This is a genomic window from Bacillus sp. NP157 (assembly GCA_018889975.1).
Lineage (GTDB): Bacteria > Pseudomonadota > Gammaproteobacteria > Xanthomonadales > Rhodanobacteraceae > Luteibacter.
Window position 1 is genome coordinate 3926511 of sequence record CP076546.1, and the last position, 14877, is coordinate 3941387.

Sequence of the window (14877 nt, forward strand, 5' to 3'; positions counted from 1 at the left end):
GTATCGTTCGCGCCATGACCGACGCCCGCGACGCCCGCGCTGATGCCCTGTTGAACACCGTGCAGGACGACGGTGGCCAGCGGCTGAAGATCTTCCTCGGCGCAGCGCCCGGCGTGGGCAAGACCTACGCCATGCTCTCCGCCGCGCGTGACCTGCGCCGGCAGGGCGTGGACGTGGTGGTGGGCTTCGTCGAGACGCACGGACGCAGCGACACGGCGGCCCTGCTCGAAGGCATGGAGGTGCTGCCGACGCGCCAGGTGGGCTATGCCGGTCGCGAGTTCCACGAGTTCGACCTCGACGCCGCGCTGGCCCGCAAGCCGGCGGTGCTGATCGTCGACGAACTGCCGCACACCAACCTCCCCGGCGGTCGGCATGCGCGGCGCTGGCAGGATATCGCCGACCTGCTCGACGCCGGCATCGAGGTCTATACCGCGCTCAACGTGCAGCACCTGGAGAGCCTCAACGACCAGGTCCGGAGGATCACCCGGGTGGCGGTACGCGAAACCGTGCCGGACGCGTTCCTCGATCGCGCCCGCGACATCGTCCTGGTCGACCTTCCGCCGCGCGAGCTGATCGCGCGCCTGAAGCAGGGCAAGGTCTATGTCCCGGAAACCGCGGCGGTGGCCCTGGATGCCTTCTTCTCGCCGACCAACCTTGCCGCACTGCGCGAACTGGCGGTGGAGACGGTCGCCCACCATGTCGACAGCGACCTGCGCGAGCACATGCTGGCCCGCGGCGACGCCATGCCGGTGCGCCGACGAACCATGGCGGCGATCGACGGCCACGCCCAGAGCGATTACCTGGTCCGCGTCACCCGGCGCATCGCCGAGCGTCGCGGTGGGCCATGGAGCGTGCTCTTCGTCGACACCGGTGGCGTCGACGGCGAACGTCGCGAGCGTGTCGACGCGGCCATGCGCCTGGCCCGGCGACTGGGTGGCGAGCCGGTGATCCTGCGTGGCCACGCCATCGCCGATGAACTGCTCGCGTGGGCGGACCGCGAAGGCGTGGGCCAGATCGTCGTCGGACGTACCCGTGAGCGTCCGATCGCGCGCCGGCTGGGTTTCTCGCTGACCCAGCAATTGCTTCGCCAGGGCGCGCATCTCGAGCTGACCATCGTCGCCACGCCCAGCGAGCGTGCACGCGCACGCCGCCGCTTGCATGCGCCCAACGGCGGCCCGGGCACGCGTCGCGAATATGCGTTCGCCACCGCAGCGACGGCGGTAGCGATGCTGTTGTCCTTCTTCGGCGACCGCGTGTTGTCGGTGGCCAACCTCTCGCTGATCTTCCTCACCGCGGTGTTGGTGGTGGCGGTACGGACGCGGATGGCCGTCGCGGTCTACACGGCGCTGCTCTGCTTCCTCGGCTACAACTTCTTCTTCGCGCCGCCCCGTTACACGCTGGCCATCGCCAACGCCGACGATGTGCTGGCGGTGACGCTGTTCCTGGTTGCCGCGCTGGTCTGTAGCCGGCTCGCCACCCGCCTCGCCGGCCAGGTGCAAACGCTGCGCGCCGGCCAGGTCCGCACGCGGGCGCTGCTCGCGCTGGGCCAGCAACTCGCCGCGAGTGCCGACGCCGACGGCATCCGCGTCGCCGGTGCGACGGCGCTGGGCCGCGCGCTGGGTGCCGAGGTGGCCGTGCTCGCCCGCGATGCCGCCGGCCAGTTGCAGGTGGCCGCGTCGCAGCCGGACGCGTTCGCCCTCTCGACCCAGGACCGTGCGGCGGCCGACTGGTGCGAACGCCATGCCGAGCCGGCGGGCCGCTTTACCGACACGTTGAATGGTGCGTCGTGCTGGATGCTGCCGCTGGGTGGCGATGGGCGTGCGGCGGGCGTCGCGGCCTTGCGCTTCCCCTTGCATGCCACGGAGCCGGACGCAGACCGCCGCGGCCTCGCCCTGGCGATGGCCGAAGACATCGCGCAGGCACTGGAACGTGCCCGCCTGGCCGCGGAACTGGAGAGCGCCCGCGTGCAGGGGGAGACCGAACGCCTGCGCAGTGCCCTGCTCTCGTCGGTCTCGCACGACCTGCGTTCGCCGCTGGCCTCGATGATCGGTTCGGCCGGCACCCTGCTCAGCTACGACGCGCAACTACCGGCCAGCGAGCGCCAGGAACTGTTGCAGGCGATCCTGGGCGAAGGCCAGCGGCTGGATCGCTACATCCAGAACCTGCTGGACATGACCCGGCTCGGCCACGGCACCTTGCAGCTCACCCGCGACTGGGTCGATGCCGGGGAGATCGTCGCTGCCGCCGTGGCGCGGCTGCGCAAGCTCTATCCGGATGTCCGCGTCGACGTGCACCTGCCGTCCGACACCGTGCTGCTGCACGTGCACCCCGCGCTGATCGAGCAGGCGCTGTTCAATATCCTCGAGAACGCGGCCAGCTTCTCGCCGCCGGGCGAACCGGTGCGGGTGATCGTGCGAACCGAAGCGGGCCGGCTGCTGGTCGACATCGCCGATGCCGGCCCCGGCATTCCCGAGGATGAGCGCGCGCGGATCTTCGACATGTTCTACTCGGTGTCGCGCGGCGACCGCGGCAAGCAAGGCACCGGGCTCGGCCTGGCCATCTGCCGTGGCATGATCGGCGCCCATGGCGGCAGCGTGGAAGCCTTGCCCCACCCCGGCCAGGGCACGACCATACGGGTCTCGCTGCCGTTGCCGCCACCGCCCGACGAGAACGCATGACGTCCACCGCACCCCGTGTCCTGGTCATCGACGACGAAGCGCAGATCCGCCGCTTCCTCGACATCGGCCTGCGCGCCGAGGGCTACCACGTGTTGCTCGCCGCGACCGGCGACGAAGGCCTGGGGCTGGCCGCCACGCAGTCGCCCGACGTGGTGGTGCTCGACATCGGCCTGCCCGATCGCGAAGGCCACGAGGTGCTGCGCGAACTGCGCACGTGGAGCCAGGTGCCGGTGCTGATGCTGTCGGTGCGGGATGCGGAAAGCGAAAAGGTGAAGGCGCTAGACAGCGGCGCCAACGACTACGTGACCAAGCCGTTCGGCATCCAGGAGTTGATGGCGCGGCTGCGCGTGCTGCTGCGCCAGGGTGCGAAGGCCGGCAACGCCGACGCACCCGTGCGCTTCGACGACGGCTCGCTCGTCGTCGACCTTGCCCGGCGTGAAGTGTCGCTGGACGGTGCGCTGCTCGCGCTAACCCGCAAGGAATTCGCCGTGCTGGCGATGTTGGTCCGCCACGCCGGGCGCGTCGTCACCCAGCAACAGATCCTGCGCGATACCTGGGGCCCGACCCACGTGATGGATACGCATTACCTGCGCATCGTCATGGGCAAGCTCCGGCAGAAACTCGGCGACGACGCCAGCGCCCCTCGCTGGCTGAAAACCGAACCCGGCGTGGGCTACCGCTTCCTCGCCTGACGCTGAAATCCGGGCACCCATCACGGCTTTCCCCATCGCCCGCATTTCTCAGACTTTTCTGATTCCATTCCCGGCGACCCAAACGCAGGCTCGGCGCTCCCCACACAGCGGAGTTGCCCATGCGCGTGTCCATCCTCGGCGTCCCCTTCCTTCTCCTTGCCGGCGTGCCCGCCGCATTTGCCGGCACCACGTGCAGCGCCGAGCGCTACACCTTTGGCAACCATGCCTTTCCCTCGCACGACGAGGCGATGGCGCTATGCCGCCAGGAAGAAGCGCAGATGACGGACGCGGCGACGGGGACCTACGAACACGCGGCGGGTTGCCATGACGTCGGCGAGCAAGGCACCCACGGCGACTGGCGTTACGGCCGTATCGCACTGGACGTGGTCGCGCGCGACAGCGGCGAGCCGTACACCTTCGAGGGCTTGTGGATGTGCAAGCCCGCGATGTGACTACGCGGCGGCGGCCTGCCGGGAGAGGTAACGCCCCGGCGTGTCGCCGAAGGCCTTGCGGAACATCGCGACGAAGGCGCTCGGCGTGGCGTAGCCCAGCGAGTCGGCGATGGTCGCCACCGGTTCGCCTTCCGCCAGCCGCTCCAGCGCGCGGGTCAGCCGCGCCGTCTGTCGCCACTGGGCCACGCTGCACTGGGTCTCCTCGCGGAACAGCCGGGTCAGCGTGCGCACGGAGAGCCCAGCCCAGTTCGCCCACTCGTCGATGCTGCGGGTGTCTTCGGGGTGCTCGATCATCGCCATGGCCACCCGGCGCAGGCGCCGGTCGGTAGGCATCGGCAGGTGCATGGCTTCGACCGGTGCATGGCGGATTTCATCCAGCAGCACGGCGAGCAGGCGTTCGCGCTCGGGCGTCATCGGCGCATCCTGCTCCCAGCTCGCCGCGCGCTTCACCACCGCGCGGAACACGTCGTCGACGCCCACGACGCAGGCGTGCTCCGGCAGTCCCCTGGACGCCTCGGGCGAAACGAACACGCCCCAGGCCCGGCTCGGCCCCGAAATGCTCACCGTGTGCATCAGGCCCGGTGGCATCCATCCGGCGCGGTGCGGTGGCAGCAGGTAGGTGCCGCGATCCGTCCGGGTTACGATAAGTCCCTGCTCGACATAGAAAAACTGGCCGCGCACATGCTGGTGCCAGTCGATCTCCAGCAACGTGCTGTCGCGCTCCGCGGCATAGGCGAGCAGGGGCGGACCGTCGGCCCGGTCGAACATCTCGTGGAAGTCGGATTTATCCATTTTGGCCTGATCTCGACATTAATTGGCCAGATAACGATATCAGGCCGATAGGGGACATGTATAACATTTGCAGCCCCAAGTAACTGTTCCCAGCGCGGCATCCGCCGACAGCCCGCGCAGCGAACCCGGACGCCGGAGACCCCCATGATCCGTCTCGTCACCACCGATTTGACTGACCTGCGCGAGGACACCGATGCCGGTGACGCCCTGGTCACGTTCGTTGCCTGCGCCCACGCCATGCTCGACGGCACCACCACGGAAGAGCAGCGGCGCCGCCTGGAGCCTCGGCTGCTGGCCCAGTTGCCGACCCTAAGGGCGCTCGGCGTGTTCGAGCTGTTCGCCGTACGCGACCCGGCGCTGGCCGCCCTGCTAGCCGACGAGGAGTAGGCCGTCACCAGCGAAATATATGACATCGGTATATTTGCCTTGACAATTAAACGCGAGGCAATAGAATGCACGTCCATGAACACCAACCTGTGCATTTCCCCTGACGGCCGGGACAGTCTCGGCGCCCTTATCGGCATGGTTCGCGGGGAGATCGTGCGGGCCATCGAGGCCGACCTGTCCGCCCAGGGCGCCGACCTCAAGTTCACCCAGTTCCACGTGCTCAAGCGCCTCGCCAACCAGGGCCCGATGACGGCCACTGAACTAGCCCGCGCGGTGGACCTGGACGGTGGCGCGATGACCCGGCAGCTGGACCAGCTGGAAGCCAAGGGCTACCTGCGCCGCCAGCCGCACGAGCAGGACCGTCGCGCGCTGCGCATCGAGCTCACCGAAGCGGGCGTGGCGCTGTGGCGCCACCTGCATGAGAGCAACGTGGCCACGCTGGATCGCGCGCAGAAGAGCCTGTCGACGGACGAGCGCGCAAAGCTCATCGATTACCTGCAGCGCGTCCTCGACGCGTTGCGCGAAAAAAACTGACCATCTGAGGCAAAACGCATGCGTCTGCACACCTTCGTGGCGGCCATCGGTGCCGCCTTCGTCCTTTCCGGCTGTGTCACCAGCCGCGGACTGGATCCGCAGGGCCACCTGACCGACCCGGCCACCCTCCACGCCGACAAGAGCCTGGCCAAGGGCGACGGCGCCACGGCGACGTGGCCGGCTGCCGACTGGTGGACGGGCCTGGGCGATGCCCGCCTGTCCGCGCTGATCGAAGAAGCCCTGAAGGACAACCCGAACCTGGCCGCCGCCGATGCACGCGTGCGCCAGGCCCAGGCCCAGGCCGGATCGGCCGACGCCAACCGTGCCCCGACCTTCAACGTCGGCGCCGGCGCGGCCGGCGCGCACCTGCCCGAAGGGCTGGTCGGCAATGAGCTCGGCCACTTCAGCTGGACCAAGTACGGTTACGGTAGCTTCAACTGGGACCTCGACCTGTGGGGCGGCAAGCGCGCCGAGTTCGAGGCCGCGGTGGGTTCGCAGCGTGCCGCCGAAGTCGACGCCCGCGCCGCGCGCATCGAGATCTCGACCAACGTCGCCCGCGCCTACGTGCAGCTCGGCTACGCGTTCGACCAGATGGACGTGGCCAAGGCGGAACTGGAGCGCAGCCGCAGCTCGCGCGACCTGACCCGCCAGCGCGTCGCCGCCGGCGTGGACAACCAGATCCAGGTCAAGCAGTCGGACAGCGAAGTCGCCTCCGCCGAACGCGAGATGGCTGTTGCGCAGCGTGCGATCGATTCCGCGCGCACCTCGCTCAGCATGCTGCTAGGCAAGGGCCCGGACCGCGGCCTCGACATCGATCGCCCGACGACCATGCAGCCGTCGACGGTGGCCGTGCCGGCCAACGTGCCGGCCGACATCCTCGGCCACCGCGCCGACCTGGTCGCTGCGCGCTGGCGCGTCGAAGCCGCCTCGAAGGACATCGATTCGGCGAAGACGAAGTTCCTGCCCAACGTCACGCTCGGCATCCTCGCCGCGCAGGCGGCCGGCGGTTCGGACAACCTGTTCTCCTCGGCCGCACGCTTCTGGCAGGTGCTGCCGGCCGTCAGCCTGCCGATCTTCGACGGTGGCCGCCTGCGCGCGAACCTCGCCGGCAAGGATGCGCAGTACGACCTCGCCGTGGCGCAGTACAACCAGACCCTGGTCGGTGCCGTGAACGAAGTGGCCGACGACCTGGCTGGCCTGGATGCGCTTAACGCGCAGCTGCAGGCCCAGCAGCGCGCACACGATGCCGCGCAGCAGGCGTATGACCTTTCGCAGCAGCGCTACAAGGCCGGCGTCGGCAGCTACCTCGATTCGCTCGTGGTGCGCCAGCAACTGCTCGAGGCCGAACAGCGACTGGTGTCGCTGCGTGCCGAGCAGGTCGACACCTCGGTCCAGCTCATCCAGGCGCTCGGCGGCGGTTTCCGCCCCGAAGCCGGCGACCAGCCCGTCGCCGACGCCGCCACCCATTAAGCACACACACCTCATTTCCGAAGGCACATGACGATGTCCCAAGACACCCTTGCCCCCACCGGCACGACCGTGGCGCCGCCGCCGAAAAGCCGCCGCGGCCTGTTCCTCAAGCTTCTCGTCCTGATCATCATCCTCGCCGCGATCGGCTGGACGGTGTGGTACTTCGTGGACGGCCGCTGGTACGAAGACACCGACGACGCCTACGTCAACGGCAACGTCGTGCAGATCACCCCGCAGATCGCCGGCACCGTGACCTCGATCGGCGCCGACGACGGCGACCTCGTCCACCAGGGCGACGTGCTGGTGAAGCTCGACCCGAGCGATGCCGAGGTGAACCTGGAAAGCGCCCGCGCCAACCTCGCCAACACCGTGCGTCGCGTGCGTGGCCTGTACAACAACGTGACCTCGGCCCAGGCCGATGTCTCGGTGCGCCAGACCGCCGTCGATCGTGCCCGCCAGGACTACAACCGCCGTCGCGACCTCGCCAAGAGCGGTGCGATCTCCGCGGAAGAACTGTCCCACGCACAGGACACGCTGACCTCGGCCGAAAGCAGCCTCGCTTCGGCGAAGCAGTCGTACAGCAGCAGCAAGGTGCTGGTCGACGACACCGTGGTCGCGTCGCATCCCGACGTGCGTGCCGCAGCCGCCAAGCTGCGCTCGGCTTACCTCGACTTCGTTCGCTCGACGATGGTCGCGCCGGTCGACGGTTACGTCGCCAAGCGCACCGTCCAGGTCGGCCAGCGCGTGCAGCCGGGTGCCGCCCTGATGGCCGTCGTGCCGCTCCACGAGGTGTGGATCGACGCCAACTTCAAGGAAACCCAGCTGACCCACATGCGCATCGGCCAGCCGGTCGACGTCACCGCCGACGTGTACGGCAACGACACCGTCTACAAGGCGAAGGTGCGCAGCCTGGGCGTCGGCAGCGGCAGCGCGTTCTCGATCCTGCCGGCGCAGAACGCCACCGGTAACTGGATCAAGATCGTCCAGCGCGTGCCGGTCCGCGTGGTCTTCACCGAGCCGAAGCAGCTCGAAGACAAGCCGCTGCGCCTGGGCCTGTCGACCAAGGTCACGGTCTCGCTGCACGACCAGAGCGGTGCGCTGCTGGCGAAGCAGGCGCCGACCAAGCCCGAGTTCTCGACCACCGTGTACGACAAGCAGCTTGCCGACGCTGACAAGGACATCACCCGCGTGATCCATGAAAACGCGTCGGCCGGCGACGGCGCCGAGCAGCAGCAGGCTCCGAAGTAAGGGACCGGCCCGCGGGTGCGTCGACGACGTCGACGCACCCGCGCCTCCCTCGCGGCTCCTCATCTAACGACCAGGCTTATCCATGAGCACCGAATTTCGACCGCCAAACCTGGCGCTGTCCACGGTCGGGTTATCGCTCGCGACCTTCATGCAGGTGCTGGACACCACGATCGCGAACGTGTCGCTGCCGACCATCGCGGGCAACCTTGGTGTCAGTTCCAACCAGAGCACCTGGGTGATCACCTCGTTCGCGGTGAGCAACGCCATCGCGTTGCCGCTCACCGGCTTCCTCACCCGTCGCTTCGGTGAAACCAAGCTGTTCGTGTGGGCGACGCTGTTGTTCTCGCTTGCCTCGTTCCTGTGTGGCATCGCGCAGAGCATGAGCATGCTGATCCTGTTCCGCGCCATCCAGGGGGCGGTGGCAGGCCCGATGTACCCGATCACCCAGTCGCTGCTGATCTCGATCTATCCACCAGCGAAACGCGGCATGGCGCTGGCCTTGCTGGCGATGGTGACCGTGGTCGCGCCCATCGCGGGCCCGATCCTCGGTGGCTGGATCACGGACAACTACACCTGGCCGTGGATCTTCTTCATCAACGTGCCGATCGGCATCTTCGCCAGCTTCGTCGTGGCGAACCAGATGAAGGGCCGTCCGGAAGTCACCGAGAAACCGAAGGTCGACTACGTGGGCCTGATCACGCTGATCATCGGCGTGGGCGCCTTGCAGGTGGTGCTCGACAAGGGCAACGACGAAGACTGGTTCTCGTCGCCGTTCATCGTGGTCACCGCGATCATCGCCGCCATCGGCCTCGCCGTGTTCCTGATCTGGGAACTCACGGACAAGGACCCGATCGTGAACCTGAAGCTATTCCGGCATCGGAACTTCGCGATGGGCACGTTGTGCCTGGTGCTGGCGTACGCGGCGTTCTTCGCGATCGGCCTGCTGGTGCCGCAGTGGTTGCAACGCAATGTCGGTTACACCTCGACATGGGCGGGCCTGGCCGCGGCGCCGCTGGGCATCATCCCGGTGATCCTCACCCCGTTCGTCGGCCGGTATGCGCACAAGTTCGACCTGCGCGTGCTCGCCTCGGGTGCCTTCATCGTGATGGGCGCAACCTGCTTCATGCGCTCGGACTTCTATCTCGACATCGACTTCTACAGTGTCGCGATGGTCCAGCTTATCCAGGGCCTGGGCGTGGCGTTGTTCTTCATGCCGGTGCTGTCGATCCTGCTTTCCGACCTGCAGCCGCGCGAGATCGCGGCGGGCTCGGGCCTGGCGACGTTCCTGCGTACGCTGGGCGGCAGCTTCGCCGCGTCGCTCACCACGTTCCTGTGGGACCACCGCGCCATCGTCCACCATGAGCGGCTGGCCGAGAACTTCACCCCGTTCAACCCGAACACCCAGCAGGCACTGACCCAGATCGGCCACGGTGATCCGCAATACGCCACGTCGTCGGTCAACGCGATGATCACCAACCAGGCGTACCAGATCTCGTTCAACGAGGTGTTCTACATGCTCGGGTTCATCTTCGTCGGGCTGATCTTCATCGTCTGGCTAGCCAAGCCGCCGTTCGCCGCCAAGGCCGGCCCCGCCGCCTCAGGCCACTAGTGTAGGAGCGCGCCTGCGCGCGATTCCCGGGTGCGATAACTCCGCGGGTGCGATAACCCCGCGGGTGCGATGAATCCCCCGGGGTGTGGCGAACCCCCCGGGGTGTGGCGAACCCCCCGGGGTGCGACGTAAAACGAAAGAGGCGTTGAACAACATCGTCCCGGATGTCGTTCAACGCCTCTTTCGTTATGGGGCATGGGTTTTTCAGGTCATGCCTTTTTCCAGGCCATGGATTTCGCGTCTGCAGGATTTCGGGTCTGCGGATTTGCCCGTTCGCGCGCAGGCGCGCTCCTACAGAGGCGGCGCCGCGGGGTTAGATACGAACAGGGCAGCGCCTGCGCCGGGGGTCAGATATCGAAGCCGATGCCGACCAGGGCCATGGTCTCGCCGCGGTTGGGTTCCTTGAAGCTGCCGTTGGAGATGTGGCGGACCTGGAAGCTCAGGTACTTCCACTGCCAGCCCAGGGTGCTGACGAACTCGTAGCCCGAGCTCAGCGCCTGGGTGCGGCCACCGGCGGTGCCGGCCACCTGGAAGCTGAAGAAGAACGGGTGGTACCAGTCGCCGTCCGTGCCGTAGTGCAGGCGCGCACCGGCGGCGCCGACCCACACGTTATTGGTCACGCCCGGATGGGAGTCGGCATAGCGGCCGATGTCGCGTCCCTTGATGTAGCCGATCGAGACGTCGGGCGACCAGGTGAACCGGCTGGCACCGATCGGGTAGGCGTTGAACACCGATTCGATGAAGAACGCATTCGTGGCGTGCGAATCCATGTAGCTGCGGCCACCCTGAAGCTCGATATGGGTGTCGGCGGCGGCGGGAAAGGCGGCGGCGGAAAGCGAGAGGGCGGCGAGAAGGCTGAGTGCGACGCGGGACGAGCGCATGTGGAGACTGGTCCTTATGGTGGGACGTTTGTGTGTGGCGCGATTTGTGAACTGAATCGTTCGGTAAATAGTGTTCAGCCAGCGTGAAAAAAGGGGGTAGGCACAGAATATTTCTGCCGGGAAAGTGCAGGATTGGCTACGCGTGCTTCACGGGCATCTCAAGAGCCAGCCTTTCTGGCCGATACAGTGCATGGGTTTGCCACGGCGCATGCCCTCACATGGCATGCGAGGCGACAGCAAAGGTGACAGGGGCGATGGACAAGGGGGCCACCAAGCTGCGCGCGCGTCGCATCCGCGTGGCGCTCTGGCTGGCTGCCGCCGCGCTCTCCGTCGGCGTCGTCGCCATCGTGGCGCACCTGCAGTTCGACGCCTACCGGCGCATGCTCGGCAGCAGCCAGCGCCAGGCAACCGGCGCCGCCTCCGGCCTGATCCGGATGCTCGACCAGAACATCAACGCCAGCCTCGGCCCCTTGCTGGCCCTGCGCAATGGCGTCACCAGCGCCGACCCGGGTCCATTGACCACGGCGCTCGAAGAAGTCCACGCGCGGCATCCGGAACTTGCGAATTTCGTCGCGATGGACCCGGCCGGCGAGGTGATCGCGTCCACCCGGCCTCCGCAGCGCGACGGCTGGCGCGGCGTGCGTGACGCGCCCCGCCTCAACGCGCTGGGCGCCAGCGTCCGGGTCAGCGTGGCGGATGCGCGGGACGGCCTGGGCCCGACCATCCGTGTCGTGGTCGATTCGCGTGTCGCCAACCCGGCCAGCTTCGGCACGCGAATCGGCAGCGCCGGCGCCACCGACGCGCTGCGCCACTCGATGCTCAGCCAGACGGCCGTGATCGGCATGTTCTCGTCGACAGGCCAGCTGTTCGCGACCAACCGCGCCGGCGTCAGCCAGCGTTGGGCGCCACCCGCCGCGGGCGCGGGCGCCACGGGCACCTACGAAGACGGCGACTATATGTACGCGTGGGCCGCCTCGTCGAACTATCCGCTGTTCGTCCGCGTCGGCGTCGACCGCAGTGCGATCCGCGACGACTGGCTGCGCCAGGCCCAGGCCACCGTGCTGGCCACTCTGGTGCTGCTGTTGATCCTCAACGGCCTGGCCGCGTGGCTCGGCCGCGCCTACCAGCGCCAGGGCACCCTGCTCGAAGCGCTGACGCGCAGTGCCCGGCACCTGGGCGACGTCCAGCGCAGCGGGCACATCGGCCTGTGGGAAGCCGACATGCGCTCGCGCAGCATCCTGTGGTCTGGGCACGTGCACGAGATCACCGGCCTGCCCGCCGAACGTACCGACGTCAGCCTCGGCACCTATTACCGGCTGGTCCATCGCGACGACCAGGCCGCGCTGACGGCGTGGCTCGAACGCTTCACCCACGGCGACGGCCCATACGAGATCGAACACCGGCTGTGCCGTCCCGATCGCCAGGAAGTGCGGGTAAACCTGCGCGCCGCACGGATCACCAACGAGGAAGGCGCGACGATCCTCGCCGGCACGATCAGCGAAATCACCGCGCTGCATGAAACCCGCCAGCGCCTGCGCGAGTCCGATCGCGACCTGGCCGCCAGCGAGGCGGCCCTGCGCAAGCTGCTGTCGCGCCTGCCGCTGCCCTTGCTGGTGGTCCGCGACGATCGCATCGATTACGCCAACCCGCTGGCCGAGGAACGCCTCGGCATGCCGGGCGAGGTGCTGAACGGGCGCGATGCCTCCGAGCTGATGGACAGCGACGCGCTGGCGGCGATCCGCACTGGCACCACCGAGGGCGCCGGTGTCACCGCATGGCTCGAGCCGATGCGCGGCATGCCGTTCGAAGCCGAGCTGGCGCTGTCCGATTACAAGGACTCACGCGGCCGCGGCACGCTGGTCATCGTCCGCGACGTGACCGAGCAGCGCCTCTACGAGGAACGCCTCAACCACCAGGCGACCCACGACGAGCTGACCGGCCTGCCGAACCGCCGCGCCCTGCGCGAGCAGCTGGATGCGCTGGTGCGCAACTGCGTGCGCGATCGCTCGGGCCTGATGGTGCTGTTCATCGACCTCGACCACTTCAAGTTCATCAACGATGCGCTCGGCCACGCACTGGGCGACCAGGTCCTGCACGACATCGCGATCAAGCTGGGCGACGTGCTCGACGGTGCGGGCCAGGTCGGCCGCTTCGGTGGCGATGAATTCCTGGCGATGCTGCCGTTCGACGGTCCGCCGGCGAAGGCGCTCGACGTGTTGCCGCGGATCCAGCGCGCCATCGAAGAGCCGCTGGAAGTCAGCGGCACGCTGCAGCGGCTGAAGTGCAGCATCGGCGTCGCCTTCGCCACGCGCGATGGCCTGGATGCCGACACGTTGATCCGCAACGCCGACACCGCGATGTACGACGCGAAGCGTTCCGGCCGCCACACGTGGAAGTGCTACTCGGCCGACATGCATACGACGGCGATGGCGCGGCTGACCGTGATCACCCGGCTGTCGCCGGCGAGCCTCGACCAGGAACTGTCGCTGGCGTGGCAGACCCAGCACGATGGCGTCACCGGCCGCCCGATCGGCGTCGAAGCGCTGCTGCGCTGGCCACTCGCGCCGGGTGACCTGGCTTACCCCGACCGGCTGATCCCGCTGCTGGAGGAAACCGGCGCCATCGTGCCGATCGGCCAGTGGGTGCTGCGCGAAGCGTGCCGCCAGCAACGCCGCGTGGTCGACCTGCTCGGCCCGGGCTGCCGCGTGGCGGTGAACATCTCGGCGCAGCAGCTGGCCCACTCCGACCTGGTCGCCGAAGTACGCCAGGCCCTGCGCGAAACCGGTGCCAGCGCATCGGCGCTGGAACTGGAGCTCACCGAAAGCGCGTTCATGAAGGAACCCGAGCGCGCCATCCGCACGCTGCACGAGCTGCGCGCGATGGGCGTCAGCATCGCGCTGGACGACTTCGGCACGGGCTACTCGAACCTCACCTACCTGTCGCGCCTGCCGCTGGACAAGATCAAGATCGACCGCCACTTCACCAGCGCCTTGCTGGAAGACGCGGTGGATGCCTCGATCTGTCGCTCGATCATCTTCCTCGCGCGCAGCCTCAACCTGCAGGTGGTGGCCGAGGGCGTCGAGACGCAAAGCCAGCGCGAATGGCTGGAAAAAGAGGGATGCACGGCGATGCAGGGCTTCCTGTTCGCGCGCCCGGTGCCGGTCGGCGAGCTGGGCCAGGCCCCCGCCACGGTCAGCTGAGCCAGCGTTCGTCCACGGCGCCAATCCGTTCGCCGCGCGGCGGTTTATCCGCGCCCACGCGATGCCTACATTGGACGGTGTCCCCACACCCCTCCCCAGGCTTTCGCCATGCAACGCGCACCCGCGATCTTCGTCTCCCACGGCGCCCCGACCTTCGCGCTGGAACCGGGCCTGCTCGGTAGCCGGCTGACGGCGCTGGGCGAGCAGCTTGCCGGCGCCACCGCGCTCGTCGTCGTCTCGCCGCACTGGCAGACCTGCGGCGTCCGCGTGGGCGGTGCCGCCCGTCCGTCAACGATCCACGACTTTGGTGGCTTCGCGCCGGAGCTCTACACGCTGTCCTACCCCGCGCCCGGCCTGCCGGCGCTGGCCGCGGAAACGGCCGCGCTGCTGATCGAGCACGGATTTTCGACGCTGGTCGACAGCGACCGCGGGCTCGACCACGGCGCGTGGGTGCCGCTGCGCTACCTGCGCCCCGAGGCCGATACCCCGGTGCTGCAGGTGTCGATGCCGCATAACCTCGATGTCGACTCGGCGCTGGCGTTGGGCAAGGCGCTGGCCCCGTTGCGCGAGCGCGGCGTGGCCGTGATCGGCTCGGGCAGCCTCACCCATAACCTGCGCGAAGCGCGGCCCAGCCGCGACACCGAGGACTACGCCCAGGCCTTCGCGGCGTGGGCGCGCGGGGCGGTGCTCGCCGGCGACACGGCGACGCTGCGCGACTACCGCCGGCGTGCCCCGTCCGCCCTGCGCGCCCACCCCAGCGAGGAGCACTACCTGCCCCTGCTGGTGGCCGCGGGCGCGGCCGGCAACGACGCCGCGATGGCGATCGATGGCGGGGTGACCTACGGGGTGCTGTCGATGGACTGCTTCGCGTGGGGCCTATGAATTTACCCGGGCACTATTGACGGGTAATTTATTCCGGGTAATATTTGCCGGG

12 protein-coding genes are annotated in these 14877 nt (G+C 68.3%); 10 read left to right on the forward strand and 2 right to left on the reverse strand.

The genetic code is table 11. The features are described 5' to 3' along the window. The first annotated feature begins 14 nt into the window (after positions 1–14). The 3 genes from KPL74_17995 to KPL74_18005 all read left to right on the forward strand — a co-directional run bounded on the left by KPL74_17995 (position 15) and on the right by KPL74_18005 (position 3822). A complete protein-coding gene (locus tag KPL74_17995) occupies positions 15–2678 on the forward strand; it encodes a sensor histidine kinase KdpD (GenBank protein ID QWT19627.1) in 2664 nt (887 codons plus the stop codon). Next, positions 2675–3370, forward strand: coding sequence for a response regulator (locus KPL74_18000; GenBank protein ID QWT19628.1), 696 nt, complete (start codon positions 2675–2677; stop codon positions 3368–3370). The genes KPL74_17995 and KPL74_18000 overlap by 4 nt, the downstream gene beginning before the upstream one ends. A gap of 119 nt (positions 3371–3489) precedes the next feature. Further along, entirely contained in the window at positions 3490–3822 is a 333-nt protein-coding gene (locus KPL74_18005; protein QWT19629.1) for a hypothetical protein, read from the forward strand. Here the strand turns inward: KPL74_18005 and KPL74_18010 are convergent, their stop codons facing one another. Next, positions 3823–4614 carry a helix-turn-helix transcriptional regulator gene (locus KPL74_18010; protein ID QWT19630.1) on the reverse strand — a complete coding sequence of 264 codons (792 nt, stop codon included), beginning with the start codon at positions 4612–4614 and terminating at the stop codon, positions 3823–3825. Between the two features lie 144 nt (positions 4615–4758). Between KPL74_18010 and KPL74_18015 the strand changes: the two genes are divergently transcribed. From KPL74_18015 to KPL74_18035, 5 genes are all read left to right on the forward strand, one after another. Beyond that, positions 4759–5001, forward strand: coding sequence for a hypothetical protein (locus KPL74_18015; GenBank protein QWT19631.1), 243 nt, complete (start codon positions 4759–4761; stop codon positions 4999–5001). A gap of 75 nt (positions 5002–5076) precedes the next feature. Further along, on the forward strand, positions 5077–5535 hold the full coding sequence (locus KPL74_18020) for a MarR family transcriptional regulator (GenBank protein ID QWT19632.1): 459 nt from the start codon (positions 5077–5079) through the stop codon (positions 5533–5535). A gap of 18 nt (positions 5536–5553) precedes the next feature. Continuing rightward, positions 5554–7005, forward strand: coding sequence for an efflux transporter outer membrane subunit (locus KPL74_18025; GenBank protein ID QWT19633.1), 1452 nt, complete (start codon positions 5554–5556; stop codon positions 7003–7005). Between the two features lie 33 nt (positions 7006–7038). Next, positions 7039–8253, forward strand: coding sequence for an efflux RND transporter periplasmic adaptor subunit (locus tag KPL74_18030; GenBank protein QWT19634.1), 1215 nt, complete (start codon positions 7039–7041; stop codon positions 8251–8253). An 82-nt stretch (positions 8254–8335) separates the two neighbouring features. Next, positions 8336–9862: a DHA2 family efflux MFS transporter permease subunit gene (locus KPL74_18035; protein QWT19635.1), complete on the forward strand. Its 1527-nt coding sequence runs from the start codon at positions 8336–8338 to the stop codon at positions 9860–9862. Between the two features lie 347 nt (positions 9863–10209). Here the strand turns inward: KPL74_18035 and KPL74_18040 are convergent, their stop codons facing one another. Beyond that, positions 10210–10743: an acyloxyacyl hydrolase gene (locus tag KPL74_18040; protein QWT19636.1), complete on the reverse strand. Its 534-nt coding sequence runs from the start codon at positions 10741–10743 to the stop codon at positions 10210–10212. 254 nt (positions 10744–10997) lie between these two features. Here KPL74_18040 and KPL74_18045 point away from each other — a divergent pair, with 254 nt between their 5' ends. Further along, positions 10998–13943: an EAL domain-containing protein gene (locus tag KPL74_18045; GenBank protein ID QWT19637.1), complete on the forward strand. Its 2946-nt coding sequence runs from the start codon at positions 10998–11000 to the stop codon at positions 13941–13943. Between the two features lie 108 nt (positions 13944–14051). Then, positions 14052–14825 carry a dioxygenase gene (locus tag KPL74_18050; protein QWT19638.1) on the forward strand — a complete coding sequence of 258 codons (774 nt, stop codon included), beginning with the start codon at positions 14052–14054 and terminating at the stop codon, positions 14823–14825. Positions 14826–14877 lie beyond the last annotated feature (52 nt).

Coding starts and splice junctions, on each gene's coding strand:
- KPL74_18000 (QWT19628.1), top strand. CDS start 2,675: ATGACGTCCACCGCACCCCGTGTCCTGGTCATCGACGACGAAGCGCAG.
- KPL74_18030 (QWT19634.1), top strand. CDS start 7,039: ATGTCCCAAGACACCCTTGCCCCCACCGGCACGACCGTGGCGCCGCCG.
- KPL74_18035 (QWT19635.1), top strand. CDS start 8,336: ATGAGCACCGAATTTCGACCGCCAAACCTGGCGCTGTCCACGGTCGGG.
- KPL74_18005 (QWT19629.1), top strand. CDS start 3,490: ATGCGCGTGTCCATCCTCGGCGTCCCCTTCCTTCTCCTTGCCGGCGTG.
- KPL74_17995 (QWT19627.1), top strand. CDS start 15: ATGACCGACGCCCGCGACGCCCGCGCTGATGCCCTGTTGAACACCGTG.
- KPL74_18040 (QWT19636.1), bottom strand. CDS start 10,743: ATGCGCTCGTCCCGCGTCGCACTCAGCCTTCTCGCCGCCCTCTCGCTT.
- KPL74_18015 (QWT19631.1), top strand. CDS start 4,759: ATGATCCGTCTCGTCACCACCGATTTGACTGACCTGCGCGAGGACACC.
- KPL74_18050 (QWT19638.1), top strand. CDS start 14,052: ATGCAACGCGCACCCGCGATCTTCGTCTCCCACGGCGCCCCGACCTTC.
- KPL74_18025 (QWT19633.1), top strand. CDS start 5,554: ATGCGTCTGCACACCTTCGTGGCGGCCATCGGTGCCGCCTTCGTCCTT.
- KPL74_18020 (QWT19632.1), top strand. CDS start 5,077: ATGAACACCAACCTGTGCATTTCCCCTGACGGCCGGGACAGTCTCGGC.
- KPL74_18010 (QWT19630.1), bottom strand. CDS start 4,614: ATGGATAAATCCGACTTCCACGAGATGTTCGACCGGGCCGACGGTCCG.
- KPL74_18045 (QWT19637.1), top strand. CDS start 10,998: ATGGACAAGGGGGCCACCAAGCTGCGCGCGCGTCGCATCCGCGTGGCG.